This is a genomic window from Nitrospirillum iridis (assembly GCF_014205765.1).
GTDB lineage: Bacteria > Pseudomonadota > Alphaproteobacteria > Azospirillales > Azospirillaceae > Nitrospirillum > Nitrospirillum iridis.
The window spans coordinates 49777-76225 of record NZ_JACIIZ010000022.1; the positions used below are offsets into that span (position 1 = coordinate 49777).

Below are 26449 nucleotides of genomic sequence, written 5' to 3' on the forward strand. Positions count from 1 at the left end.
CAGTGGACGTGCAATCCCTGCTGCGGCGCTTGGGGGACCTGGACGTCCGTCTGTGGGTGGAGGCGGGGCAACTGCGCTTCTCCGCCCCCAAGGGCGTGCTTCACGGGGCCTTGCGCGAAGAATTGGTGGCCGCCAAGGCCGACATCGTCGCCCACCTGTCGGCTCCGCAGGTTTTGCCGGCTTCCGCCAACCAGGAAATGCTGTGGTCGCTGGACCGGCTGGAGCCCGACTGCCCGCAGTTGTACATCGAGGCGCGGGCCGTGCGCCTGACCGGCACACTGAATCTGACCGCCCTCACAGCGGCCCTCAACACGCTGTGCGTACGCCATGACAGCCTGCGCACGCGCTTGGCAATGGCGGATGACGGCCTGCATCAAGTGGTGGCGCCCGATATCGCCGTCACCATCCCGGTGGAGGATGCGACGGGCCTGGACGGGCCGGCCCTGGAGGCTCGGGTGAACGCGGCCGCCTGGGCGCCCTTCGATCTGGGCGTCGCCCCACTGCTACGCCTGACCTGGCTGCGCACTGGCGCCGATGACGGCATCCTGGTTTTCGCCCAGCACCACATCGTCACCGACCGGTGGTCCATCGCCCTGCTGGTGCGGGAACTGTCGGCCCTGTATGCCGCCTTCCAGGCGGGTCAGCCCTCCCCCCTGCCGCCCGTTCCGGCGCAGTACAGCGACTATACCCGCTGGCAGCGGCAGCGGCTGGCGGAGCGGGGCGACGCACTGATGGCCTATTGGCGCCAGGCGCTGGACGGTGCCCCGCCCGTTCTGAACCTGCCCGCGGACCGGCCCTACCCCAAGCGTGCCAGCCACCGGGGCGGCCGTATCGAGCGCCGGCTGGACAGGGCATTCATCGGCACGCTGGACGCCTTTTGCCGGCGGGAGGGGGTAACGCCCTTCATGACGGTCACCGCCGCCTACGCCGCCCTGCTTCACCGGCTCAGCGGCCAGGACACCGTCGTCGTGGGCACGCCCATCGCCAATCGGCTGCGGGCGGATTTCGAAGGGGTCGCGGGCTATTTCGTGAACACCCTGGCGCTGCGCCTGGACGTGGACGGGACCGCCCCCTTCCGCGACCTGCTGGCCTGGACGCGGGACATGGCGCTAACGGCCTACGAGCACCAGGAGCTGCCCTTCAGCCAGTTGGTCGCGGCCCTGCAACCGGACCGCGGCGCCAGCCATCCGCCCCTGTTCCAGGCCATGATCGCCCTGCAGAACATCGAGATGGCGGAACCCGCCTTCGGCGACGCGGCGCTGGCCCCCCATCCCCTGGCGGCCGACACAGGGAAATACCCCCTGACCCTGACGGTGCTGCCGGATGAGGCCGGTGGGCCGCTGCTGTGCTGGGACTATCAGACCGACCTGTTCGACGCCGACACCATAGCCGCCATCGCCCAGCGGTTCGAGCTGCTGCTGGCCGACGCGCTGGCCGCACCCGAACGGCCGGTGGGGCGACTGGCCCTGCTGACCCCGGCCGACGAAGCCCGTCTGCGGGGCGCCACCAACCGCGACGCCTTGGTCCCCCGGCCCGCCCTTGAGACTATCGGCGGCCTGTTCCGCGCCCAGGCCGCCGCCACGCCCAACGCCATCGCCCTGGTTCATGGGACGGAGCGCATCGACTATCGCACCCTGAACCGGCGGTCCGACCAGCTGGCGGGTCACTTGGCCCGCGCCGGCGTCCGCGCCGGCGACACCGTGGGCGTCGCCTTGGACCGGTCGCCCGACTTCATCACCGGGGTGCTGGCCATTCTGAAATGCGGGGCGGTTTACGTGCCGCTGGACCGCCGGTACCCGGCCGAGCGCCTGGCCTGGATGGCGGTGGATTCCGGCATCCGCCTGCTGCTGACCTCAGCGGACGCCGATACGCCGTGGACGGACGCGCGCCGCCTGGTTGTGGATACGGCGACCCTGGATGAGGGCCTGGCCCCCGCCACCCCCGGCGTCACCGCCGACAGTCCCGCCTACATCATGTACACCTCGGGTTCCACCGGCCGGCCCAAGGGCGTGGTGGTGCCGCACCGGGGCATCAATCGGTTGGTGAAGGATGCCGCCTTCGCCCGCCTGGATGCCGATCAGGTGATGCTGATGCTGGCGCCGGTATCGTTCGACGCCTCCACCCTGGAAATCTGGGGGGCGCTGCTGAACGGCGGCACCCTGGTGATCGCCCCGCCGCTGGAGGATGATCTGCTGGCCCTGGGCCGCGTCATCCGTGAGGGCGGTGTGACCACGCTGTGGGTGACAACCGGCCTGTTCACCCTGCTGGTTGAAAACTGCCTGGATGATTTGCGTGGCGTACGCCAGTTGCTGACGGGCGGTGATTTCCTGCCCCGCCGCCCCGCGGTCGATGTGCTGGCCCGGTTGCCGGACACCACGCTGATCAACTGCTACGGCCCCACCGAAAACACCACCTTTACCACCTGCCATACCTTCGGCCCCGGGCCTTTGGGCGACGTGGTCCCTGTGGGCCGCGCCATTTCCGGCACCACCGTCCACATCGTCGACGCACACGGCAACCCCGTGCCGCCGGGGGTGGCGGGTGAGTTGCTGACGGGCGGCGACGGCCTGGCGCTGGGCTATCACAACCGGCCCGACCTGACGGCGGAGCGCTTCGTCACGCGGGATTTCGAGCTGGACGGCCTGCGGTGGAGCGAGCGCCTATACCGCACCGGTGACCTGGCCCGCTGGGTCCCCGACCCGGCCGGCGGCGACGGCCTGGTGGTGGATTTGCTGGGCCGCGTGGACGCTCAGGTGAAAATCCGGGGCTTCCGCGTGGAACCGGGTGAGGTGGAGGCCGCCCTGGGTGCCCTGCCCGGCATCGCCGACTGCGCCGTGGTGGCGCGGCGTGACGACGGCCAGGCGCGGCTGGTGGCCTATTACGTCGCCCGTGAGGGTGCGGATATCGCCGACCCGCGCGCCGCCCTGGCGCGGCAATTGCCGGACCATCTGGTGCCGGCGCAGATCGTGGCCCTGCCGGCCTTGCCGGTGACGCCCAACGGCAAAGTCGACCGCCAGGCCCTGGCCGGTGCGCGTTACAAGGTCGTGGACGGCGGCACGGATGGCGCGGAGGCCCCGGCCACCCCCACCGAAATCCTGCTGGCCCAGGTGTGGGCCGACGTGCTGGCCGGTGGCCCCTACCCGCGCGCGGCCCACTTCTTCGACCAGGGCGGCAATTCCCTGTCGGCCATTCGGATGGTGACGCGTGCCCGCGATGCGCTGGCGGCCGCCGGCCGGCCGGCCGGCCTGCCCGTCCGCACGGTGTTCGAGCATCCCACCCTGGCCGCGCTGGCCGCCGCCATCGATGCGAGTGACAGCACAGCGGCGGACGAAAGCGCCCCCGGCCCCTGCGGCCTGGGTCGCACCAATCTGCCCCTGTCATACGCCCAGGAACGGCTGTGGGTGCTGGAAAAGATGCTGCCGCTGGGCGGCGCTTACAACGTACCGGGCCAGTACCGCCTGGACGGCCCGCTGGACGTGGCCGCCCTGGCCCGCGCCATCGAGGCCGTCGTCGCCCGCCATGACGTGCTGTCGGCCGTGTTCGTGGAACAGGACGGGCGGGCGGTGCAGCACATCGCCGCCACCGGCGTCAGGCTGGACGTGCGCGATGCCAGGGAATCCCAGGTGGCGGGCCTGCTGGCGGAGGGGGCGGAGGCGCCGTTCGACCTGGAACGCGTGCCACCGGTACGCGCCACCCTGCTGCGCATCGGGCCGGACCGGCACATCCTGCAAATGGTCATGCACCACCTGGTGTGCGACGGCTGGTCCCTGACCGCGTTCCTGCGGGAGGTGGAGACGGTCTACGCCGGCGGCACGCTGGCACCCCTGCCCCTGCAATACCAGGACTATGCCCACTGGCATCGCGGCTGGCTGCAAGGTCCCCGTCCAGCGCGCGCGCTGGACTATTGGCGGGCCAAGTTGGCGGGCCTGCCGCCCAGCCTGGAGTTGCCGGCGGACTTCCCCCGCCCGGCAGTGCCCAGCAACCGGGGCGCCACGGAAACGTTGCCCCTGGACGTGGACACGGCGGCGGTGGACGGCCTCTGCCGGCGGCACGGCGTCACCCGCTTCATGCTGTTCTATGCCGTCTTCACCGCCTTCCTGCACCGTGTCACCGGTGAGGCGGACTTCGGCGTCGGCACCCCCATCGCCGGCCGCCACCACGCGGCGGTGGAACCGCTGGTGGGCTTCTTCGCCGACAATCTGGTGCTGCGCACACCCGTGGATGACGGCGTTCCCTTCACCACCCTGCTGGCGGGCGCGCGCACCACGGTGCTGGAGGCGTTCGAGCACCAGGACGTCCCCTTCACCACCCTGGTGGAGGCTTTGCGGCCCGAACGGCGCCTGGACACCACGCCGCTGTTCCAGGTGATGTTGGCGGTGGAGGAGGACGCGGCCTTCCCCCTGCGCCTAAACGGCGTGACGGCCACGCCGCTGGCGTGGGAAAGCCCCTATGCCAAGTACGATTTGACGCTGAGCATCCGGACCATGGACAGCGGCCTGGCGGCCAGCCTGGAATACAATACCGACCTGTTCCACCCCGTCAGCGCCGCGCGCCTGGCCCGACAGTTCGCCACCCTGACGGCGGAACTGCTGGCCGATCCGGCGCAGGCGGTGGATGCCATAGACCTGCGGCCCGCGCCGGAGCGGGCGGGTTTGCCGGGCCTGGCCGGCGCCGCGCGCCCCCGGCCAAGCGGCATCGGGCTGCACGGACTGGCGACCGCCAGTCCCAGCACCCCGGCCCTGGTCTATGACGACGCGGTCCTGACCCATGCGCAGGTCCAGGCCGCCGCCAACCGCCTGGCCCACCACCTGATCGCCCGCGGCTTGCGGCCCGGTGACCTGGTGGGCGTGCATCGCCGCCGCGCCCTGGACCTGCCGGTGCTGCTGCTGGGCATCCTGAAGGCCGGTGGCGGCTATGTGCCCTTGAACCCCAACCACCCAGCGGACCGCTTGGCCGCCATCGTGCGCACGGCCGCCCCCGCCCTGATCCTGACCGGCCCGGACTTTCCGGTGACCGGCACCCACGCCGTCCTGGTGGACCCGGATGCCGAGGCCGCCGCCATAACCGCCCGGCCGGACACGGACCCGGCCGTGCCGGTGGACGACGAGCGGCCGGCCTATGTCATGTTCACCTCGGGCTCCACCGGCGTGCCCAAGGGCGTCGCCGTGCCGCACCGCGCGGCTGTGAACCATCAGCTATGGTTCGGGGAGGTGGCCGGCCTGAGCGCCGGCGATACCCTGTTGCAGATGACCTCGTTCGATTTCGACGCCTCGGTCATCGAATTCTTCGCGCCGCTGACCTGCGGCGGCCGCCTGGTCATGGCGCCACCGGAGGCGGAGAAGGACCCGGCGGCATTGGGCGCCCTGATCCGCACCTTCGGCGTAACGGTGTTCCAGGCGGTGCCCGCCCTGCTGCAAATCATGGCGGATGAGGGCATCCTGGCCACCTGTCCCAGCCTGCGCCTGGTCTGTTCGGGGGGCGAGGTGCTGGCGACGGAGTTGCAGGATCGCCTGCTGGCCCAACTGGGCGCGGCCCGTCTGCTGAACTGCTACGGCCCCACGGAAAGCGGCATCGACGCCACCTGGCATGAATGCGCGCCCGGCGCCGAACCACGCCCGGCCAGCGTACCCATCGGCCGGCCGGTGCATAACATGCGGGCCTATGTGCTGGACCACGCCCGGCGCCCCGTCGCGGCGGGTCTGGTGGGCGACCTCTACCTGGCGGGCGTGAGCCTCGCCACCGGCTATCTGAACGCGCCCGCCCTGACCGAAGCGGCCTTTCTGGCCGACCCGCACGCCGGCGGCTTCATGTACCGCACCGGCGACCGGGTGCGCGTGGGTGCTGACGACACGCTGATCTTCCTGGGCCGCGCCGATAGCCAAGTGAAGGTGCGCGGTTACCGCATCGAGACGGCGGAGGTGGAGGCGGCGCTGAACGCCCTTCCGGCCGTGCGGGAAAGCGCCGTCATAGGTTTAAAGCGGCCGGGCGACACGGAGCACCGCCTGGTGGCCTTCATCGTCGGTACCGCCGATGCCGCGACCTTGCGCGCCGGCCTGCGCCGCACCCTGCCCGACTATATGGTGCCGGCGCATTTCCTGGCGCTGGACGCCCTGCCCCTGGTCACCAGCGGCAAGGTGGACCGCCGCCGCCTGGCCGCCCTGGCCGAACCCGCGCTGCGCGACGTCACCCCCACCGCCGACCGCGTGGCCCCGCGCGACGGGATGGAACAGCGCCTGGCCGCCATCTGGGCCGACGTGCTGGGCGGCGACGCCTTTGGCGTGCACGACAATTTCTTCGAACGCGGCGGCCATTCGCTGAAGGCGGTTCAGGTGGTGGCCCGCATCCGCGACCAGTGGCCGGGGATGGATCTGTCCGTCCGCCACGTGTTCGAGGCGCCGACCATCGCCGGCCTCGCGGCCCTGCTGCGGCCGGAGAGGACGGGCGACGGCGACCGCCCCGCCCTGCTGCCCCAGCCGCGGATGCCGGACTCCGACGGCACCGCGCTGATGCCGATATCCTATGCCCAGCGCGCCCTATGGTTCCTGGATCGGCTGGAGGAAGGCGGGCGCGCCTACACCACCGTCGACGCCTTCGTCCTGGCCGGCCGATTGGACCTGTCGGCCCTGCGCGCGGCGCTGGACGCCCTGGTGCGCCGCCATGAAAGCCTGCGCACCTGCTTCATCCTGCGGGAGGGGGAACCGTACCAGCGCATCCTGCCGCCCCTGCCCATGCCCTTCGTCCACAGGACGACGGCTGCGACGGCCGACCTGGCGGGCCTGGCGCTGGCGGAGGTTGCCCGGCCCATCGACCTGTCGCGGGAGCCGCCGTTGCGCGTCAGCGTCATCACCCTGGCGCCCGACCGGCATCTGGCTGTCCTGACCTGGCACCACATCGCCACCGATGGCTGGTCCACCGGCGTGCTGGTGCGGGAGATCGGGGCGCTGTACACGGCGGCTTTGGCGAGGGACGATTTGGACGGGGCCCTGCCGCCCCTGCCCCTGCAGTACGGCGACTATGCCGCCTGGCAGCAGCGCTGGCTGGCCAGCGCCGGCTTCAAACGCCAGCTGGATTACTGGACCGAACAGCTGGCCGACGCGCCGACCCATCTGAACCTGTGCGCCGACCGGCCAAGGCCTCAGCGACAAAGCTTCCGGGGCGGCACCCTGCGCTTCACCGTCGAGGCTGATCTGGCCCGGAGCTTGGCATCCGTGGGGCAGGCGGCGGGGGCCAGCCCCTTCATGACCCTGCTGGCCGTGTTCATGGTGTTGCTGCACCGGCAGTCCCGCCAGGACGATGTGCTGGTCGGCACGCCGGTGGCCAACCGGCCGGCCCGGGAACTGGAGGGGCTGCTGGGCTTCTTCACCAACACCCTGGTGCTGCGCGGCCGCCTGGGCGGCAACCCGCGCTTCAGCGACTTCCTGGCCCAGATGCGGCAGACGGCGCTGGACGCCTACGCCAATGCCGACGTGCCGTTCGAAAAGCTGGTCGACGCCCTGGACCCACCGCGCAGCCTGGCCCATTCGCCGCTGTTCCAGGCCATGTTCAATCTGCAGAACACCCCGCGCGGCCCCCTGGCGCTGCCGGGTCTGGACTTGGCCCCGGTGGAGATCGACACCCACACGGCCAAGTTCGACCTGCTGCTGACCTTGATCGAGGCGGCGGATGGCGGCCTGGACGGCCATTGGGAATACAGCACCGACCTGTTCGATCCCGCCACCGCCCAGCGCATGGTGGACCAGTACCTGTCCCTGCTGCGCGCCGTGGCGGCCGACGCCGACCTGCCCCTGCATGACTTGGCGCTGGCGGCACCCGATGAAGTCGCGCGCCTGCTGGCCGCCTGCCAGGGCCCGGCGATGCCCAACGCCGGCGACGGCCGGCTGCACCGGTTGTTCGAGGCGACGGCCGCGACCCTGCCGGACACGGTGGCCGTCACCTTCAACGGCGCCGACCTGAGCTACGCCCAGGTGGATCACCGTGCCAACGCGCTGGCGCACCGCCTGGTGACGCTGGGCGTGCGGCCGGACACGCCGGTCGGCATCCGGCTGGACCGGTCGCTGGACATGGTGGTGGCCATGCTGGGCATCCTGAAGGCCGGGGGCGCCTATGTGCCGCTGGACCCGGCCCTTCCCGCCGCCCGCCTGGACTACATCATCGGCGACGCCGGCTTGGCGTTGGTGGTGGGTTCGGCACCGGACGGCGGCCTGCCCCACGGTGCCGAAGCGGTGGCGGTGACGGAGGAGGAGAAAGCCTTCGGGCCACCGGTCGAGGACCTGACGCCGGAACACCTGGCCTACGTCCTCTACACCTCGGGCTCCACCGGCCAGCCCAAGGGCGTGCTGATGCCCCACCGGGCGCTGGTGAACCTGATCCGCTGGCAGGTGGCGGAGCCGTCCTTCGCGCACGGTCTGCGCACCCTGCAATTCACCACCCTGGGGTTCGACGTGGCCTGCCAGGAGATGTTCGCCTGCTGGGCGTCGGCCGGCACCCTGGTGCTAATGGCAGAGCCCTTGCGCCGTGACGTGCCCGCCATGATCGCCCAGGCCGCGACCTGGGGCATTCAGCGCATCTTCCTGCCCTTCACCGCCCTGCAGCAGCTGGCCGAGGCCTGGCCATTGGCCACCCGCCGCCCCCAGGGCCTGGTGGAACTGATCACGGCCGGCGAACGGCTGAAGGTCACCCCGTCGCTACGCGCCCTGTTCCGTGACCTGCCGGACTGCCGCCTGGTCAACCAGTATGGTCCGACGGAAACCCACGTCGCGACCACCCTGGTCCTGCCGGCCGACCCCGATAGCTGGCCGGAACTGCCGCGCATCGGCCGGCCGGTCGCCAATACGGCGGTGTATATCCTGGACGAGGAAGGCCACCCGCTGCCGGCGGGCGTGCCGGGCCAGCTCTGGATCGCCGGCACCGCGGTCAGCCGGGGATACCTGGGCCGATTGGATCTGACGGAGAAAAGCTTCCGGCTAAATCCTTACGGGTCCGGAATGATGTATGCCACGGGCGACCTGGCGTGCATCCGCTGGGATGGCACGGCGCCGGAGCTGGACTTCCTGGGCCGCATCGACGCCCAAGTCAAAATCCGGGGCTACCGCATCGAGCCGGAAGAGGTGGAGCGCGCGCTGATCGCCCAGGGCCGGGTGCGCGACGCGGCCGTGGTCGCCTGGACCGACGGCAGCGGCGAGAGGCGGCTGGTCGCCTATTACGTGCCGGCCGATGCCGCCGCCGGTGACAGCCGGGTGGTGCGCGACGGACTGGCGGCGCTGTTGCCCGATTACATGGTCCCCACCCTGTGGGTGCCGCTACCGGCCCTGCCGCAGACCCGCACCGGCAAGGTCGACCGCAAGGCCCTGCCAGCGCCCGACCGGGCGGGTGCCGCGCCCGCAGCCCAGACCACCCCGCCACGCAGCGCCACGGAGCAGGCGGTGGCCGACATCTGGCGGTCCGTGCTGCAGGTGCCGCGGGTGGGGCTGCACGACAATTTCTTCGATCTGGGCGGCTATTCCTTCCTGCTGCTGCGCGTGTTGGCGGAGGTGCGCCGGCACTTCCCGGCCGCCCGTCAGGTCACCATGGTCAGCCTGTTCGAACACCCGACCGTGCAGGCTCTGGCCCGCCTGATCGACGGGGCGCAGGCCGTCGCCCTGCGTCACCGGGCCGCCCAACGTGAAGCCCAGGCGCCCCTGCGCCATGACTTGAACCAGCGCCGCACGGCCCAGCGCCGCGCCACATCCCTTATCGCCCCGGAAGAGATCCCGTCATGACCGCCGCCCCGCAGCCGGCATCCCCACAACCAACGGAAATCGCCATCGTCGCCATGGCCTGCCGTTTCCCCGGCGTCCGTGACGTGCAGGAATTCTGGCACATGCTGCGCGACGGGCGGGAGGCCATCACCAGCTTCAGTGATGAGGAATTGCTGGCCAGGGGCGTGCCGGCAGACCTGCTGGCCGATCCCGCCTATGTGAAGCGTGGCGCGGTGGTGGAGGGCATCGAGGATTTCGATGCGGACCTGTTCGGCTATTCCCCCCAGGAAGCCGCGTTGCTGGACCCGCAAAACCGCCTGTTCCTGGAATGCGTCTGGGAAGCGCTGGAGGCGGCGGGCCACGCTGGCGAAGGCGGCACCCGGGACATCGGCGTCTTCGCCGGCGCCGGTGTGAACACCTATTTCCTGAACCATCTGGCCGGCAACGCCGAGGTGCTGGAAACCTTCGGCAGCTTCCAGATCATGCTGGCCAATGACAAGGACTACCTGGCCACCCTGGCCTCCTACAAACTGAACCTGACCGGGCCCAGCGCCACGGTGCAGACCGCGTGCTCCACCTCGCTGGTCGCCGTCCACATGGCCTGCCAGAGCCTGATCAACGGCGAATGCGACCTGGCGCTGGCGGGCGGCGTCGCCCTGTCCACGCCGCAGGACCAGGGTTACCTGTACCAGGAAGGCATGATCCTGGCGCCGGACGGCCACTGCCGTCCCTTTGACGCCCAGGCCGCCGGCACGCTGAACGGCGCCGGCGCCGGCGTGGTGCTGTTGCAACCGCTGGCCCAGGCCCTGGCGCAGGGCGCCCCCATCCTGGGCATCATCAAGGGCAGCGCCGTCAACAACGACGGCGCGCAGAAGGTGGGCTATACCGCCCCCAGCCCGGAGGGCCAGGCCCGCGTCATCGCCGAGGCCATGGCGGTGGCGGGCGTCCGCCCCGACGAGATCGGGTTGGTGGAAGCCCACGGCACCGCCACCCCCCTGGGCGATCCCATCGAGATCGCCGCCCTGACCCGGGCCTATCGCACGGGCAGCGGCCGTACCGGTGGCTGCGCCGTGGGCTCGGTCAAGAGCAACATGGGCCATACCGGGGCCGCCGCCGGCGTCGCCGGCCTGATCAAGGCCACCCTCAGCCTGATGCACGGCCAGATCCCGCCGACCCTGCATTTCCAGACGCCCAACCCGGCGCTGGCCCTGGCCGACAGTCCCTTCTATGTCAACGGCGACCTGGTCGACTGGCCCAGCGCGCCCGGTGGGCGCGTGGCCGCCGTCAGTTCCTTCGGCATCGGCGGCACCAACGCCCATGTCGTGGTGGCGGAAAACCGCTTCGCCGCCAGCCAGTCCATGCCGGCACGGCGCCGCTGGCACCTGCTGCCCCTGTCGGCCAAGACGCCCGAGGCGCTGGCGCTGTTGAGCTCGGCCCTGGCCCGGCATTTGGAAACGGCGGATGCCGATCCGGCGGACATGGCCCACACCCTGCGCACCGGCCGCCGCACCTTCGCCACCCGCGCCTTCGCCGTGGGCCGCACGGTGGCGGAGCTGCGCCAATCGCTGGAAGCGGCCGCCGCGGCGGCGTCCAAGCCCGGCCGGGGCGTGGCCTTCATGTTCACCGGTCACGGCGGCCAATCGGCCGGCATGACCCGCGGCCTTTACGAGACGGAACCCGTCTTCCGCCAGGCGCTGGACGAACGCGCGGCGGCCCTGGCCACCCGCACCGGCCTGGACGCCCTGGCCGTGCTGCACCCCCTCCCCGGACGCGAGGCCTGGGCGGAGGCGCAGTTGGGCCGCATGGACGTCAGCCAGCCCCTGATGTTCATCGTGCAGATGGCGCTCACCCGGCTGTGGCGGTCGTGGGGCATCACGCCGGTGGCGGTGATCGGCCACAGCAGCGGCGAATACGCCGCCGCCTGCCTGGCCGGCATCCTGTCGGAAGAGGACGCGCTGACGCTGGTGGCGGCGCGCGGCCGGCTGATGGACCAGACAACGGCCGGGGGCATGCTGGCCCTGCGCAACAGCGAAAGCGAGATCCGCGCCCTGTTGAACAGCACCCGCTTGAGCGACCGCCTGTCGCTGGCGGTGGTCAACGCCGCCGACATGGGCGTGGTGTCGGGCCATGAGGACGCGCTGGTGCAACTGCAGGCGCGACTGGCCGACATGGGTGTGGACAGCCGCCGACTGCAAGTGTCGCGCGGCGCCCATTCCTGCACCATGGACCCCATCCTGCCGGCTTTCGCCGAGGCGGCGGCGGGCGTCAGCTATCACGCCCCCACCCTCCCCTATTATTCCGGCATGACCGGCGGGCGGGTAGACGCCGCGACGGTGGCGCACGCCGACTATTGGGTCCGCCATCTGCGCGACACCGTGCGCTTCGCCGACGGCATCGGCCAAGTGCTGGCGGATGGCGGCGACACGGCATTGGTGGAGATCGGCCCCGGCACGGCGCTGGGCACTTTCGCCAAGGCCCACGCCGGCTTCGATCCCGCACGCCCGGTGGTGCCGTCCCTACCCCATCCGCAGCAGGCGGCCGAGGGCGAGCAGGAGGACGATCTGATCGCCCGCTCGCTGGGCCGGCTGTGGCAGTCCGGCGTGACGGTCGACTGGCAAGCTTATGGCGGCGACGAAGCGCGGCGGCGCGTGCCGCTGCCGACATACCCGTTCCAACGCCGGCGCTGCTGGATCGACCCGCCGGACACGGCGGCGGCACCCCGCGGCCTTCCCGCGCGCCTGACCCGCAAGGCCGATCCCGCCGATTGGTTCCTGGTGCCCATCTGGCGACGTGCCGTCCCCCTGGCCGCCCCCCTGGCCGCCGGCGCCGCGCCGGACCGCGCCCTGCTGTTCGTCGGCGATGCCGGGACCGATGCGGGCCAGCGCCTGGCCGAGCATTTGGAGAGCCAGGGTTGCAGCGTCCTGCGCGTGCGCCCCGGCGCGCATTACGCCGCCCCGGCGGCCGGGGTCGCGACCGTGCGGCCAGACGCGGCGGAGGACTACGCCCGCCTGCTGGCCGATATCCCCGAGGTGCCGCGTACCGTCATCCACGCCTGGTCCCTGGTCCCCGGCGATACCCGTCGCCTGGGCTTCACCAGCCTGTGCCTGTTGGGGCAAGCGCTGGGCCAGGGGTTGGGCGGTGGCATCCACGACCTGACCATCCTGGCGGCCGGCCTGTCCGACGTGACGGGGGCGGAGAACCTGGACATCGAGCAGGCGCTGGTGGCGGGACCGGCCATGGTCATCCCCCAGGAATATCCCAGCCTGCGCACCCACCTGATCGACGTGGCCGGCGCCCCGGCGGCGGGCCTGCCCCAGCGGCTGGCGGCGGAGTTGGCGGCCCGGGATCGCGCGCCCCGCGTGGCCCTGCGCGGAGTACACCGCTGGCTGCCGGCCTATGAGCCGCAGCGCATCGAAACCACGGGATCGCCCCGGCGCACCCTACGGCCCGGTGGCGTCTATCTCATCACCGGCGGCCTGGGCGGGGTGGGCATGGAAATCGCCGGCCATATGGCCAGCGCCGTCCAGGCCCGCCTGGTCCTGGTGAGCCGGCGCGCGGCCAGCCCCGCCCCGACGGTGGTGGAGCGGGTGCGGGCGCTCGAGGCCGCCGGCGCCCAGGTACGCCTGTTCGCCGCCGATGCCGGCGACGCCAACGCCATGGCGGCCGTGTTCGCGGCGGTGGAGGCGGAGTGGGGCGCCATCCACGGCGTCATCCATGCCGCCGGCGCCGTGGGCCAGCGCATGCACCAGCCGTTGGACGAGTATGACCCGGCGCAGGCGGCGGAGCAGTTCACCGCCAAGCCTGATGGTGTCGCCATCCTGGCCCAGTTGCTGCGGGATCGGCCCCAATGGGATGAGCATTTGGATTTCTGCGTGCTGATGTCGTCCATGGCGTCCGTGCTGGGTGGGTTGGGCTTCGCCGCCTATGCCGCCGCCAACGCCGCCCTGGATACGGCGGCGCAAGAGGCGGAACGGGACGCGCCGGGCCGATGGCTCAGCCTGAATTGGGACAGCTGGAACGTTTCACACAATGACGGGCGCGGCCCCGGCCAGGATTTGCGCGCGCTGGAGATGTCGGCGGCGGAGGGCTTGGGCGCCTTCCTGCGGGTCCTTCACCATGGCACCAGTCCACAGACCCTGGTGACGCGGGGTGATTTGGAACCCCGCCTGCGCCAGTGGATCAACCTGGGAGCCCGTGACACGGCACCCATGATGGCGGCGATCCCCGAGGACGCGGCCGAAGACGGCGGTGTTGACGGCGGGGACGTCGAGGGCGGCATCATCGCCATCTGGCGCAAGCTGCTGGGCCATGAGCGCATCCGGCCGGAAGACAATTTCTTCGACCTGGGCGGCCATTCCCTGCTGGCCACCCAGATCCTGGCCCAGATCCGCCACCGCTTCGGCGTGTCGCTGCCCATGCGCACCCTGTTCCGCACGCCCACCGCCCGCGCCCTGGCACAGGCGGTGGAAGAGGCGATGGGCCTGGCGCCCGACGCCGCGCCCGCTCCCAACCTGCCGGCGGAAGGTCCCCTGCCCCTGTCCTGGATGCAGCGGCAGCTGTGGGTCGCCCATCAATTGGATGCGCGTTCGGCCGCCTACAACGTGCCCCTGGCCCTGCGGCTGACCGGCGATCTGAACCGGCCGGCCCTGGCGCGCGCGCTGGAGGCGATCCTCCATCGGCATGAGGCTTTGCGCACCCGTTTCCCCCGCCGCGACGGTGTGCCGACGCAGGAGGTGATGCCGCCCACACCACTGGATCTGCCGCTGACCTCGCTGGCCCACCTGGGCGTGCCGGCGCGCGTGGCGGCACAGGCCGCCTTCCTGGATGCGGCGGCGGCGCAGCCCTTCGACCTGGAGGCGGGCCCCGCCGTCCGCACGCATCTGCTGGAGCTGGCGGCGGATGAACATGTGCTGCTCGTGGTGATGCATCACATCGTCACCGACGGCTGGTCCCTGTCGATCTTCATGCGGGAATTGGCCGCCCTGTATTCGGCGTTCGCCGAGGGCCAGCCATCGCCCCTGGCGGCGCCCACGGCACAGTACGCCGATTTCGTCCGCTGGCAGCGCCAGGACCTGGGGGCGGACACGCTGGCCCGACAGTTGGACTATTGGCGCCGCCAGTTGGAAGGCCTGCCGGAACGCCACGGCCTGCTGGGCGATCACCCCCTGCCGGAGGAGCGCGACTTCGCCGCCGACGTGGTCACCCTGTCGCTGGGCACCGACCTGGCGCGACAGGTGCGCGGCTATGCTCAGGCGCGGGGGCTGACGCCCTTCATGGTGCTGCTGGCGGCGTTCTACGGCCTGCTGTTCCGCTATACCGGCCTGGACGACCAGGCCGTGGCGGTCAGTGTCGCCAACCGCACCCAGCATTGGCAGGAAGACATCATCGGCTTCTTCGTCAACCTGCTGGTGCTGCGCGCCCGGCCCCAGCCGGACATGGCGTTCGAGGCCCTGGCCGACGCGGTCGGCCGCACGGCGCTGGAGGCCTACGCCAACCAGGACCTGCCCTTCGCCCAGGTGGTGGAGGCGTTGGCGCCGCAGCGGCGGCGCAATCAGCACCCACTGGCCCAGATCGGTTTCGTGCTGCAAAACCTGCCACAAGCCCAGGTGCCCGCCAGCGACCTGGCCGTGGACTTCGTGGACGCCAACAAGCGCGCCAACCAGTTCGACCTGCTGTTTTCCATCACCGAGGCTGGCGACGACCTGGCGCTGAGCCTGGAATACGCGGTCGCGCTGTTCGGCCGCGATACGGCGGAGCGGTTGGCCCTGCATTACCGCGCCCTGCTGGCGGGCGCCGTGACGGCGCCGCAAACCACGCTGTCCCGCCTGCCCCTGCTGCCGGCGGATGAGGCGGCGATGATCCTGGAGGTCTGGGGCGGCATGCCCGCGCCGGTACCGGCCGGCATCACGCCCGTGGCCCCGCCGGAGGAGGCGCCGACCACCCTGGTGGCGCTGTTCGGTGGCTTGGCGCTGCGGCAGCCCCACGCGGTGGCGCTGCGCTTTGGTGACCAGTCCGTCAGCTATGACCGGCTGCGCACCGACGCCGACCGCGTCGCCCACCATCTGGGGGCGCTGGCCCTGCCCGGCGGATCGCCGGTGTGCGTGGATCTGCCGCGCGGGCCGGCGCTGATCACCGCTTTCCTGGGCATCCTGAAAGCGGGCTTGGCCTATGCGCCGCTGGACCCCGCAGCACCGGAGGCCCGCCGCCAGGGCATCCTGGAGGATTTGGACCATCCACCGACCCTGACGGCGGAAGCGATGGACGCCATCCTGTCCGGCCCGGCGGTGGCGGCCTTCGACAGGGCCCCCGAACCCGCCGACGTGGCCTACATCATCCACACCTCGGGCTCCACCGGCCGGCCCAAGGGCGCATTGCTGACCCATGGCGGCCTGCTGGCCCTGGCGCTGGAACAGCGCCGCCTGCTGGGCGTCCGGCCGGGCGACCGCGTGCTGCAGATGGCCAGCGCCGGTTTCGATGCCTCGGTCTGGGAATTCGCCATGGCCCTGGGTGCCGGTGCCGAACTGGTGCTCGCCCCCGCCGACGCCCTGTTGCCCGGCCCCGGCCTGGCCCAGCTGCTGGACGACCAGCGCATCACCCACCTGACGATCACGCCCGCCGCCCTGGCGGCCCTGCCCCACCGGTCCCTGCCGGCGCTGCGGGTGCTGGTGGCGGCGGGCGCCGCCTTACCCGCCGACATGGTGGCGTTGTGGGGGGCGGGACGCGCCTTCATCAACGCCTATGGCCCCACGGAAACGACGGTCTGCGCCACGCTGGCGCCCTGCGAGGCCGTAAATGCAAAGCCATTGATCGGCCGCCCCTTGGCGGGCTGGACCGTTCGGGTGCGCGACGCCCAGGGCAACGTCGTCCCAGCCGGCGTGGCCGGCGAACTGCACATCGGCGGCGTGGGCTTGGCCCGGGGCTATTGGAACCGGCCGGATCTGACCGCAGAGCGCTTCATCACCGATCTGGCCACGGGGGAGCGGCTATACGCCACTGGCGACCGGGTCGCCTGGCGGGTGGCCCCGGATGGTGGGCCGGCGGCGCTGGAGTTCCTGGGCCGGCTGGACGAGCAGCTGAAGGTCCGTGGCTTCCGCGTGGAGCCGGGCGAGGTGGAGGCGCAGCTGCGCCGGAACCCGGCCGTGACCCAGGCCGCCGTGGTCGGGTATCCCCGGCAGGCGCCTACCGACCTGGTGGCCTACGTGGTTCCCACCGCTGGTCCCGTGGCGGGGGATTTGGCCACCCGGCTGCGCGCTGACCTGGCCGGCACGCTGCCCGGCTATATGGTGCCGGGCTTCATCGTCATGGTGGACGATCTGCCGCTGACCCCCAGCGGCAAGATCGACGTGGCCCGGTTGCCCGATCCGCGCGGCAGCTTCGCCGACGATGGCTACCAGCCGCCCCAGGACGCGGTGGAGGAAGCGCTGTGCAGACAGTGGCGGACCATCCTGGGCATCGCCCGCGTCGGCACGGCCACCAGCTTCTTCGATGCCGGCGGAACATCGCTGAAGGCCGTCGAGGCGATGGCGGCGGTGGAGCGGGGGTTCGGCCTCACGCTGCCCATCGCCACCCTGTTCCGCCACCCCACCATAGCGGCCCTGGCGACGCTGATACGCGGAGGAAATCCGGCAAGGGATGAGGCCTGGTCTCCCCTGGTGCGGTTGGCCGAGGGCGGGAACAGCACGCCCAGCTTCTGGTTCCCCGGCGTGGGCGGCACCGTGCTGTCCTTCGCGGCCCTGGCGCGGCACCTGGCCCGCCGTCAGGGTGGGCCGGTTTATGCCCTGCAACCGGCCGGTCTGGACGGCATCGCACAGCCCGATCCCGACGTGGAAAGCATGGCGGCACGGGCGGTGACCGCGCTCCGCGAGGTCCAGCCCACCGGCCCCTATCGCCTGGGCGGACATTCCTTTGGCGCCAAGGTGGCCTTCGCCGCCGCTCAGCGGTTGATCGCCGCGGGGCAGGCGGTGGAACTGTTGACGGTCATCGACGGCTACGCCCCGGGTCCGGCCTTGATGACCGAGGCCCGCGACATGGACGATAGCCAATGGCTGGCCGCCGTCCTGGAGGAACTGGCCGCCGCCGCCGGCCACCCGCTGGCGCTGGGGCCGGGCTATTTCGCGGACAAGGACATCGATACGGCGCTTGGCGAAGCCCGTGACCTGCTGCGCACCCATGGCCTGCCCGACGTGGCAGGCGGCCATCTGCGCGGCATGATCCGCCTGATGCGGGCCAACGCGGCCATGGAATACGCTCCGGTGGACTTCACCCCCGTGCCGCTGCTGCTGCTGCGGGCGACGGCCACGCTGGACCGGCCGGACCGCGCGCATCTGCCGGCGGAACTTCGGGGCGACGATTTGGGCTGGGGCCGATACAGTGCCGACCATGCCGCCGCCCACACCCTGCCCGGCACCCATTTCTCGGTGCTGGCCGATCCCGTCGCCGCACACCTGGCCGACCTTTGCATGGCGCATTGGACGGCCGGAAACGGGGGCATGGGACTGCCCGGGACGGCCGCCTAGCAGATCGCGCGAAGGCGGAATCGCCTTTGGGCGATCTGCTTTAGCTTGGCGACATACTCCTCCGCAATGGCATGAAAACTGTCGCCCGAGCCATACTGCAGCAGTTTTCGCGGCTTTTTGTCTTCCGAGGGATCGATACCGGCAAGCAAAAGCTTCCTGGCTGTGTCGCGGGCCTCCCGCGCCGCCGCCAAGGTAACGAGAGGGTAAGTGCCAAGAGCCAGAAGCTTCTGCTTTCCGCCAAAACGATAGGCCAGCCGCCATAAACGGGCGCCCGTAGGCTGCACCCAAAACTGCAGCCCCTCGCTGTCAGAAAACTTCTGCAATTTCTCGCCGGGACGGGCATTCCGGCACTTCATGTCGCTCAACGCCATGGTCCGATCCTCCTGTTGGTATAAGATGCCAACCCACATACCAACAGAAGGCCTCGATGACGGGGGTATCCCAGGGCTACGCTCATCCACGCCAAACTACGATCTGGCGTCAAAAACCCGATATTTCATAAGGGGTTGGATCGTACCGGGGCGTATTATCGGCGGCTTACGGAAACGATCGTGTGGGGGAAAATGGTGCCCAGGGACGGAATCGAACCGCCGACACGGGGATTTTCAGTCCCCTGCTCTACCAACTGAGCTACCTGGGCATCCAGAGGTCCTTAGCAGGAGCTAAGTACCTGTACTCGCGTGGGTTTTTCTAACCCGTTGCCGCAGCGTTGGCGTCCGCGGCGCGTCGAGGTGGCTGTATGTAGACAAGTCCGACGGGGTTGTCCAGCCTGTTCGTTCATTCTTTTTGATATTTTTTTTAAGCCATTGATTTAACTGACATATTCCCGGTTTTAAGGCGTGTGGGCGGGTTCGGGCTCAGCCTCTCTCGGTCCCGGGCACCGCTTCGCCGTCCTCGTCCGTCTCCTCCGTCACCGGGACGCGATAGCTCTCGTTCAGCCAACGGCCGAGGTCCACGTCGGCGCAGCGGCGGGAGCAGAACGGCTTGGCCTCCGGCGCCGGCGGACGGCCGCAGATGGGGCAGGCGGCGCGGGCTTTGCGGGGCTTCAGGGGTATGGGCTCATCACTCATCATGGACACTCACATCAAGGCGTCGTTTTGGTCGGCGGCGGGCGCTTCAGGCGCCACCAGGTCCAGCAGCGACGGGCCGCGCCGCTGGCGCGTCATTTCCACCAGGCCCAGGCGGGACATGCCGTAGACTTGGGTATTCCCGGGATCGTCCGCCACCGCCCCGGTGAGGGCCAGGACCAGCCGCTCGCGGTCCGGTGGCCGGGACAGGTTGATGAAGTCCACCACCACGATGCCGCCGACATTACGCAGGCGCAACTGGCGGGCGATTTCCGGGACCGCCGCCAGGTTGACGGCCAGGGGGTCGCCCCGCTCCCCCCCGTTCACGTCGATGACGGTCAATGCCTCGGTCCGCTCGATCACCAGCCCGCCGCCGGTCGGCCCCGGCAATGGCGCGTTGGGGCGCAGCAGCTTGGCGATGGCGCCGTCCAGATCGCCGCCGTCAAACAGCGGCAGGCCGGCGCTGGCACGCGCCAGGACCGGCAGCAGGTCGCCGGCGCGGTCGTCGCACCATCGCCGCAGTTCGGCATAGAGGTCCTGGCCACCGGCGGCACGATCATCCACGCGGATGGCGTCCACCGGCTGCCCCGTCTGTTCCAGCAGAGCCCGCACCCCGGCATGCGGCGCCGGCAGCAGAACGGCCGGCGCGCCATCGCCCGCGCGAACCACGCCACGCCAATCCAGGGCCAAGGTCTCCGCCTCCCGCGCCAGTCCTTCCGCCGGGACGCCGGCCGCCGCCGCGCGGACGATCCAGCCCCCGGGCCAGCCCCCGCCGCCTGAAGGGACCGCGTCACGCACCACGGTGGTCAGGCGTGCCCGTTCCGCCGCCGCGTTGGCCCCCTGTCCCAGGCGCTTGGACACATGGATGCCGGCGGCCAGGGGCGTGTGCACCAGGAAGCGGCCGGGCAAGGCCACGTCCATGGACAGGAGGGCGCCCTTGGCGCCCACGGGGTCGGCCTTCACCTGGACGATCACCGTCTGGCCGGAGCGCAGCGCCGTGCCGATGGGGCCCTGGGCCCGGGTCGCGGGGCGATCCTTGGGGTTGCCCTTGCCCCCCGCTGGCGGCAGGCGCACGTCAGCCCCGGGCAGCAGGCCCAGGCGGCCCGTGCCGATGTCGATGAAGGCCGCGTTCATGCCGGCGACGATACGGGCGACCCGCCCCCGAATCACGGCACCGGCCAAGGTGGGCCGGTCCACGCGATCGATATAGAGGTCGCTAAGGGCGCCATCGGTCAGCACCGCCGCCCGGCGCAGGGCGGGCCCCAGCGCCGGGGCGGTGATGTCGATGTGAAGTTCGCGGGTCTGTTCACGGGCCATCGGGGCCGGCCCGTCAGGCTGCCGCGGGAGAGCCGGCGAGCGGGTCCAACCCGGCCGCGCGCAACAGGGCCGCCGTCTCGAACAGCGACAGGCCCACGACATTGCTGTGCGATCCCACCAGCCCGCGCGCGAACAGCGCGGCGCGACCCTGGATGGCATAGCCGCCGGCCTTGCCCACCCCCTCGCCGCAGGCGATATAGGCGTCGATCTCGGCGCGGTTCAGCTTCTTGAAAAGCACGGCGGTCTGCACCAGGCGGGTGCGCACCGTGCCGGCGGCATCAATCACGCACAGGCCACCATAGACGCGGTGGCGCCGGCCGGACAGCAGGTCCAGGCACCGGCGCACGTCATCATCGCTTTCCGCCTTGGGCAGGATGCGGCGACCGCAGCCCACCACCGTGTCCGCCGCCAGTACGATGGCGCCCGCGCCACGCGCAGCCACAACCACCGCCTTGGCCTTGGCCAGGCGCAGGGCGTGTTGGGCGGGAAGCTCGTCCACCAGGGGGCTTTCGTCGATGTCGGCCGGATCGATGCCGGCCGGCGTCACGCCGATCTGGGCCAACAGTTCCCGGCGACGCGGCGAACTGGACGCCAGCACCAGCGGCGGGAGCTGACGTGGCACCCCACCCGTCCCGGCCGCTTGCACGCGCACCATGACCGTTCCCGCTTACTTGAAGCGGAAAGTGATGCGACCCTTCGTCAGGTCGTAGGGCGTCATTTCGACATTCACCCGGTCGCCAGCCAGCACGCGGATGCGGTTCTTACGCATCTTGCCGGAGGTGTGGGCCAGCACTTCGTGTTCGTTATCGAGCTTAACGCGAAACATCGCGTTCGGCAGCAGTTCGGTCACCGTGCCGGAAAACTCGATCAAATCCTCCTTCGCCATAACTTCCTTTCAGGGAAAAAATCAGGTGGACTCAGCGTTACGCGCAATTTCGGCGACATAGGTGATGGCCCTGGCCCTCCCGGTCAAGTGTTTTCCAGGCGACGGCAGGGGTGCAGGCACCTGTTTGCGCGGCACTGTGGCCCGCCCACACCTTTAAAGTGAACCTCGCGACAGGGAATTGCACCCCGCCCCCACTTCGGACCATCCCCGGCCTCAGGGCTGACCTGACGGCTTCTTTCGGGGCTTGCCGGTGGACTCCGCGTCCATCGCCGCCTGATGGTCGCGCCACAGCCACGGCGGCTCCACCCGTCCGCCCCACATGCCGGCGCGGTGGCTCATGGCCAGCACCTGGACACTATAGTAGTCCGGCGACAGGGCGGTGTAGGCGAGCGCCCAGCCCGCCCGCACCATGATACCGGCGACATCGCGCCCCTCCACCGTGCACACGCCCAATCGCCGTTGCTTGGGCGGGCTTTCCTTGGTGGTGCAGCGGACGATCTTGTCCTGGACCACGGCCTGCAGTTCCTTCGTGGCCTGGGCGAAGCAGTCGTAGCTGGCCCCGCGACGGTTCTTGCAGGTCTGCCCAGGGTCGGGCGCGTCGATGCCGAACAGCCGGATCTCCCCGCCATCCACAAGCAGGGTGTCCCCTTCCGTCGCCTGGGCGTGCCCCTCGATCACGTCACCGCCGCCGCCCACGGGCGCGGGGGGCGCGGCCATGGCCGGGGCGCCCATCCACAGGCCGGCGAGAAGGAAAGGGAGGATGAGGGGAAGCATCGATGGTTTCATGCGCGCCATCCTAACAGCGTCTTGCCCCAATGTGCAGGTTGCGGGACAACCCCGCCCCGCCCATGATTTCGCCCTTCAAAGTCCAGCCCGGTCGGCCTCGACCGGGCCACGCATGCGAGCCGCGCGCGTGCGCTCGGATCTCGATTGTTGCCGCACCGCGCCCGGATGCACTATCCCCTGCACCTTGCGTCCCGCAACCACCCGCTCGATAGGCTTGGCCCCATGACCGCTGTCCCCGCCCTCACCCATCTGGACCTCGTCGCCCTGCTGGACGACATCGCGGCCCTGGCGGTTGAGGCGGGGTACGCCACATTGCCCTTTTACGAAGGCGACGACGGGGCGACATCCAAATCCGACGGCAGCCCGGTCACCTTGGCCGACCACGCGGCCGAGGCCATCATCCTGCCCGGCCTGGCCCGCCTGACCCCGGACATCCCAGCCGTGTCGGAAGAGGCGGCGGAGCGGGGCGAGATCCCGGCCGTGGCCGCCCGCCTGCCCTTCTGGCTGGTGGACCCGCTGGACGGCACCAAGGAATTCATCAAGCGCAACGGCGAATTCACGGTGAACATCGCCCTGGTTGACCAGGGCCAGCCGGTGCTGGGCGTGGTCTACGCGCCCGCCAGTGGGGAGCTGTTCGCCGGTTCCCTGGCGCCCAAGCCCCTGGCCTGGCGCCAGCGCACCGGCGGCGAACGCGAGACCATCTCCTGCCGGCCTCAGCCGCGCGCCGGCGTCACCGTCGTCTCCTCCCGGTCCCACGCCAATGACGCGGCGCTGGCCGCCTACCTGAAGTCCTATTCGGTGGCCGAGACTCTGGCCTGCGGCAGCTCCGTCAAGTTCTGCCGCATCGCCGAGGGCGTGGCCGACCTTTACCCCCGTTTCGGGCCAACCTGCGAGTGGGACACGGCCGCCGGCCACGCCGTCCTGCTGGCCGCCGGCGGTGGCATGACCACCCCGGAAGGCGACCCCTTCCGCTATGGCAAAGCCGGCTTCCGCAACGGCCCCTTCATCGCCCACGGAAAGTGAGCCCTGGCCCGTGCCCACTCTGTCCTTTTGACTAAATCTTAGAGCTAATAGACCCTCTGGCGCCCCGATCGCAAACTACCCACATGTCTTTGATATGCAGGTGATTTGAGACGAGGGAGCCTTCGGCATGCTCTTGGCCAGCCTGTTCCGGTCCTTGATCAAGACCGGTCATATGACGCTGATCGACGCCCATGGCCGCCGTTACGAATTCGGCCGGCCCGATCCCAACGGCTTGCCCGGCGGGGTAAGCCCCGGCGGCGTCGCCGATGGTGGCCCGGCGGCCTACGGCCCCGTCACCGTACGGGTGACCGATCCCAGCCTGCACTGGCGGCTGGCGCTGGCCCCCCGGCTCTATGCCGGCGAGGCCTATATGGACGGCACCCTGGTGATGGAAGAGGGCAGCATCTACGATCTGCTGGCCCTGATCACCCGCAACAGCGGCTGGCAGCACATCAGCTGGACCGACCGCCTGGTCGGCCCCATCGAAACACTGACCCGCTATGCCCAGCAGTTCAACCCGGTGCACCGCTCCCGCGACAACGTCGCCCACCATTATGATTTGTCGGGGAAACTCTATTCCCTGTTCCTGGACAGCGACCGGCAATATTCCTGCGCCTACTTCCCCACGCCGGAGACGACGCTGGAGGAGGCGCAGAGCCTGAAGAAGCGGCACATCGTCGCCAAGCTGCGCCTGGCCCCTGGCATGAAGGTGCTGGACATCGGCAGCGGCTGGGGCGGCATGGCGCTGGAGATCGCCCGCAGGGTGCCGGACACCCAAATCCTGGGCATCACCCTATCGCGGGAACAACTGGCCGTGGCCCGCCAGCGGGCGGAGGAGGAGGGACTGGCCAACCGCGTCCGGTTCGAGCTGGTGGACTACCGCCACCTGAAAGAGCGGGGCTATGCCGGGCATTTCGACCGCATCGTGTCGGTCGGCATGTTCGAGCATGTCGGCCTGCCCCACTACCCGGAATATTTCGCCGCCGTGCGCGACCTGATGACGCCGGAGGGCGTGGCGCTGTTGCATTCCATCGGCCGCCTGGACGGACCTGGGTCCACCAATCCCTGGATCCGCAAGTACATCTTCCCGGGCGGCTACGTCCCCGCCCTGTCGGAGGTCCTGCCGGTGGTGGAGAAGGCGCGCATCGTCACCACCGATATCGAAATCCTGCGCCTGCACTACGCGGAGACCCTGCGCGCCTGGCGTCATCGCTTCATGGCTAGGGCCGACGAGGCCGCGGCGCTTTACGATGAACGCTTCGTGCGCATGTGGGAATTCTACCTGGCGGGGTCGGAATGCGCCTTCCGCTACCAGGGGCACATGGTCTTCCAGATCCAGCTGTCGAACTCGCTCACCGCCGTGCCCCTCACGCGCGATTATATCCACAGGGCGGAAGAGGATATGGCCCACCGTGCCCACACCCCGGCGATGGTGGCGGAATAGAGGGGAATCAACGCATAAGGCCCCGGATTCGGCCTTGCCGTTCCCCCCTGTCCCCATGATTATCCCCCTGTGGATAAATTCCATCCGCATGTTGCACTTGCCGGGACGACGCCCGCCCGCTATGTGATGCGGCCCGCGCTGCTACACTGATGGCCATGGACACCAAGTTGACCGACACGGCCGCCGCCTCTGGCGGGCTGCCCTACCGTACGCCGCCCCATAACATGGAGGCGGAACAGGCGCTGCTGGGCGCGGCCCTGGTCAACAACAAGGCCCTGGAAAAGGTGGCCGAGTTCCTGCGCCCGGAGCATTTCTTCGACCCCGCCAACGGCCGGGTCTTCGCCGCCATCGCCAAGCTGGTGGAGCGGGGGCAGATCGCCAGCCCGCTGACGCTGAAGGCCTATTTCGAACAGGACGCCGACCTGAAGGAAATCGGCGGCACGGAATATCTGGCACGTCTGGCGGCCAGCGTCGTCACCGTGACCAACGCCGAGGACTATGGCCGCATCATCCACGACAGCTACCTGCGCCGGCAGCTGATCGACGTGGGCGAGGACATGGTCAACGCCGCCTACAAGCACGATCTGGACGTGGTCGCCACCGACCAGATCGAGGAGGCGGAAAAGAAGCTGTTCGATCTCGCCTCCAACGGCGACGCGCAGGGTGGCTTCGTCCCCTTCGAGCGCTCGCTGAAGGCGGCGATCGAAATGGCGGAGGCCGCCTACAAGCGCTCCAGCCATGTCACCGGCGTCACCACCGGCCTGCGCGACCTGGACGGCAAGCTGGGCGGCCTGCACCCCTCGGACCTCGTCATCCTGGCGGGCCGGCCCTCCATGGGCAAGACGGCGCTGGCCACCAACATCGCCTTCAACGCCGCCCGGGCGCACATGAAGAGCAGCGGCAAGGAAGGCGCGCCCGTCGGCTTCTTCTCACTGGAAATGTCGGCCGAGCAGCTGGCCACCCGTATCCTGGCGGATGAAGCCGAGGTCAGCGGCGACAAGATCCGCCGCGGCGAAATCCACGGCAGCGACTTCCCCCGCTTCATCGAGGCCAGCAACTACATCTCCAAGGTGCCGTTCTTCGTCGACGACACCCCCGCCCTGTCCATCACCGCCGTGCGCACGCGCGCCCGCCGGCTGAAGCGCACCCACGGCCTGGGCATGATCGTCGTCGACTATCTGCAGTTGCTGCGCGGCGGCGGGATCAGCAGGACAGACAACCGCGTGCAGGAAATCTCGGAGATCACCCGGGGCCTGAAGGCCATCGCCAAGGAACTGGACCTGCCGGTGATCGCGCTGTCACAGCTGTCGCGTCAGGTGGAGAACCGGGAAGACAAGCGTCCCCAGCTGTCGGATCTGCGTGAGTCGGGCTCGATCGAGCAGGACGCCGACGTGGTCATGTTCGTCTACCGCGAGCAGTACTATCTGGAGCGCGCCGAGCCGGCGCGCCGTCCCGAAGAGGCGGAAGACAAGTTCAATGACCGCTACCAGCGCTGGCAGCAGCGGCTGGAAGAGGTGCACGACACCGCCGAGGCCATCATCGCCAAGCAGCGTCACGGCCCCGTGGGCACCGTGCGCCTGCATTTCCATGGCGAGTTCACCCGCTTCTCCGACCTCGACACCCACCATGCCCTCGCAGGCGCCGGTGACGATTACTGAGGCTGTGGGGGTGTC

General features: G+C 70.2%; 11 protein-coding genes and 1 tRNA gene. 5 read left to right on the top strand and 7 right to left on the bottom strand.

The genetic code is table 11. The features are described 5' to 3' along the window. Positions 1-2 precede the first annotated feature (2 nt). Together FHS74_RS31060 and FHS74_RS27635 are read left to right on the top strand one after the other, a co-directional pair. On the top strand, positions 3-9758 hold the full coding sequence (locus FHS74_RS31060; RefSeq protein WP_184807494.1) for a non-ribosomal peptide synthetase: 9756 nt from the start codon (positions 3-5) through the stop codon (positions 9756-9758). After that, positions 9755-18253: a non-ribosomal peptide synthetase/type I polyketide synthase gene (locus FHS74_RS27635; RefSeq protein WP_184807495.1), complete on the top strand. Its 8499-nt coding sequence runs from the start codon at positions 9755-9757 to the stop codon at positions 18251-18253. The genes FHS74_RS31060 and FHS74_RS27635 overlap by 4 nt, the downstream gene beginning before the upstream one ends. Here the strand turns inward: FHS74_RS27635 and FHS74_RS27640 are convergent. The 7 genes from FHS74_RS27640 to FHS74_RS27670 form a co-directional block, all read right to left on the bottom strand. After that, entirely contained in the window at positions 18250-18624 is a 375-nt protein-coding gene (locus FHS74_RS27640) for an Arm DNA-binding domain-containing protein (RefSeq protein ID WP_184807496.1), read from the bottom strand. The genes FHS74_RS27635 and FHS74_RS27640 overlap by 4 nt on opposite strands. A gap of 193 nt (positions 18625-18817) precedes the next feature. Then, a tRNA-Phe gene (locus FHS74_RS27645) sits at positions 18818-18893 on the bottom strand. 217 nt (positions 18894-19110) lie between these two features. After that, positions 19111-19326 (bottom strand): DNA gyrase inhibitor YacG, encoded by a 216-nt coding sequence (locus tag FHS74_RS27650; protein WP_425491383.1) that lies wholly within the window; start codon positions 19324-19326, stop codon positions 19111-19113. Positions 19327-19332: 6 nt separating this feature from the next. Further along, a complete protein-coding gene (locus FHS74_RS27655; protein WP_184807497.1) occupies positions 19333-20637 on the bottom strand; it encodes a ribonuclease E/G in 1305 nt (434 codons plus the stop codon). Between the two features lie 13 nt (positions 20638-20650). Next, the gene (locus tag FHS74_RS27660) at positions 20651-21259 is read right to left on the bottom strand and encodes a Maf family protein (protein ID WP_343067058.1); all 609 of its coding nucleotides are present in this window, start codon (positions 21257-21259) and stop codon (positions 20651-20653) included. A gap of 45 nt (positions 21260-21304) precedes the next feature. After that, positions 21305-21523 carry a translation initiation factor IF-1 gene (gene infA / locus FHS74_RS27665; RefSeq protein ID WP_028097283.1) on the bottom strand — a complete coding sequence of 73 codons (219 nt, stop codon included), beginning with the start codon at positions 21521-21523 and terminating at the stop codon, positions 21305-21307. A gap of 213 nt (positions 21524-21736) precedes the next feature. Beyond that, positions 21737-22309 carry a thermonuclease family protein gene (locus FHS74_RS27670; RefSeq protein WP_211106593.1) on the bottom strand — a complete coding sequence of 191 codons (573 nt, stop codon included), beginning with the start codon at positions 22307-22309 and terminating at the stop codon, positions 21737-21739. A 222-nt stretch (positions 22310-22531) separates the two neighbouring features. Between FHS74_RS27670 and cysQ the strand changes: the two genes are divergently transcribed. The 3 genes from cysQ to FHS74_RS27685 all read left to right on the top strand — a co-directional run bounded on the left by cysQ (position 22532) and on the right by FHS74_RS27685 (position 26434). After that, entirely contained in the window at positions 22532-23332 is an 801-nt protein-coding gene (cysQ, locus tag FHS74_RS27675) for a 3'(2'),5'-bisphosphate nucleotidase CysQ (protein ID WP_184807500.1), read from the top strand. Positions 23333-23459: 127 nt separating this feature from the next. Beyond that, positions 23460-24776 (top strand): SAM-dependent methyltransferase, encoded by a 1317-nt coding sequence (locus FHS74_RS27680; RefSeq protein WP_184807501.1) that lies wholly within the window; start codon positions 23460-23462, stop codon positions 24774-24776. Positions 24777-24931: 155 nt separating this feature from the next. Then, a complete protein-coding gene (locus tag FHS74_RS27685; protein ID WP_246463418.1) occupies positions 24932-26434 on the top strand; it encodes a replicative DNA helicase in 1503 nt (500 codons plus the stop codon). Positions 26435-26449 lie beyond the last annotated feature (15 nt).

Excerpts from the sequence above, each read along its gene's own strand:
- FHS74_RS27635 (WP_184807495.1), top strand. The coding sequence starts at position 9,755 with ATGACCGCCGCCCCGCAGCCGGCATCCCCACAACCAACGGAAATCGCC.
- FHS74_RS27640 (WP_184807496.1), bottom strand. The coding sequence starts at position 18,624 with ATGGCGTTGAGCGACATGAAGTGCCGGAATGCCCGTCCCGGCGAGAAA.
- FHS74_RS27650 (WP_425491383.1), bottom strand. The coding sequence starts at position 19,326 with ATGATGAGTGATGAGCCCATACCCCTGAAGCCCCGCAAAGCCCGCGCC.
- FHS74_RS27655 (WP_184807497.1), bottom strand. The coding sequence starts at position 20,637 with ATGGCCCGTGAACAGACCCGCGAACTTCACATCGACATCACCGCCCCG.
- infA (WP_028097283.1), bottom strand. The coding sequence starts at position 21,523 with ATGGCGAAGGAGGATTTGATCGAGTTTTCCGGCACGGTGACCGAACTG.
- FHS74_RS27670 (WP_211106593.1), bottom strand. The coding sequence starts at position 22,309 with ATGAAACCATCGATGCTTCCCCTCATCCTCCCTTTCCTTCTCGCCGGC.
- cysQ (WP_184807500.1), top strand. The coding sequence starts at position 22,532 with ATGACCGCTGTCCCCGCCCTCACCCATCTGGACCTCGTCGCCCTGCTG.
- FHS74_RS27680 (WP_184807501.1), top strand. The coding sequence starts at position 23,460 with ATGCTCTTGGCCAGCCTGTTCCGGTCCTTGATCAAGACCGGTCATATG.
- FHS74_RS27685 (WP_246463418.1), top strand. The coding sequence starts at position 24,932 with ATGGACACCAAGTTGACCGACACGGCCGCCGCCTCTGGCGGGCTGCCC.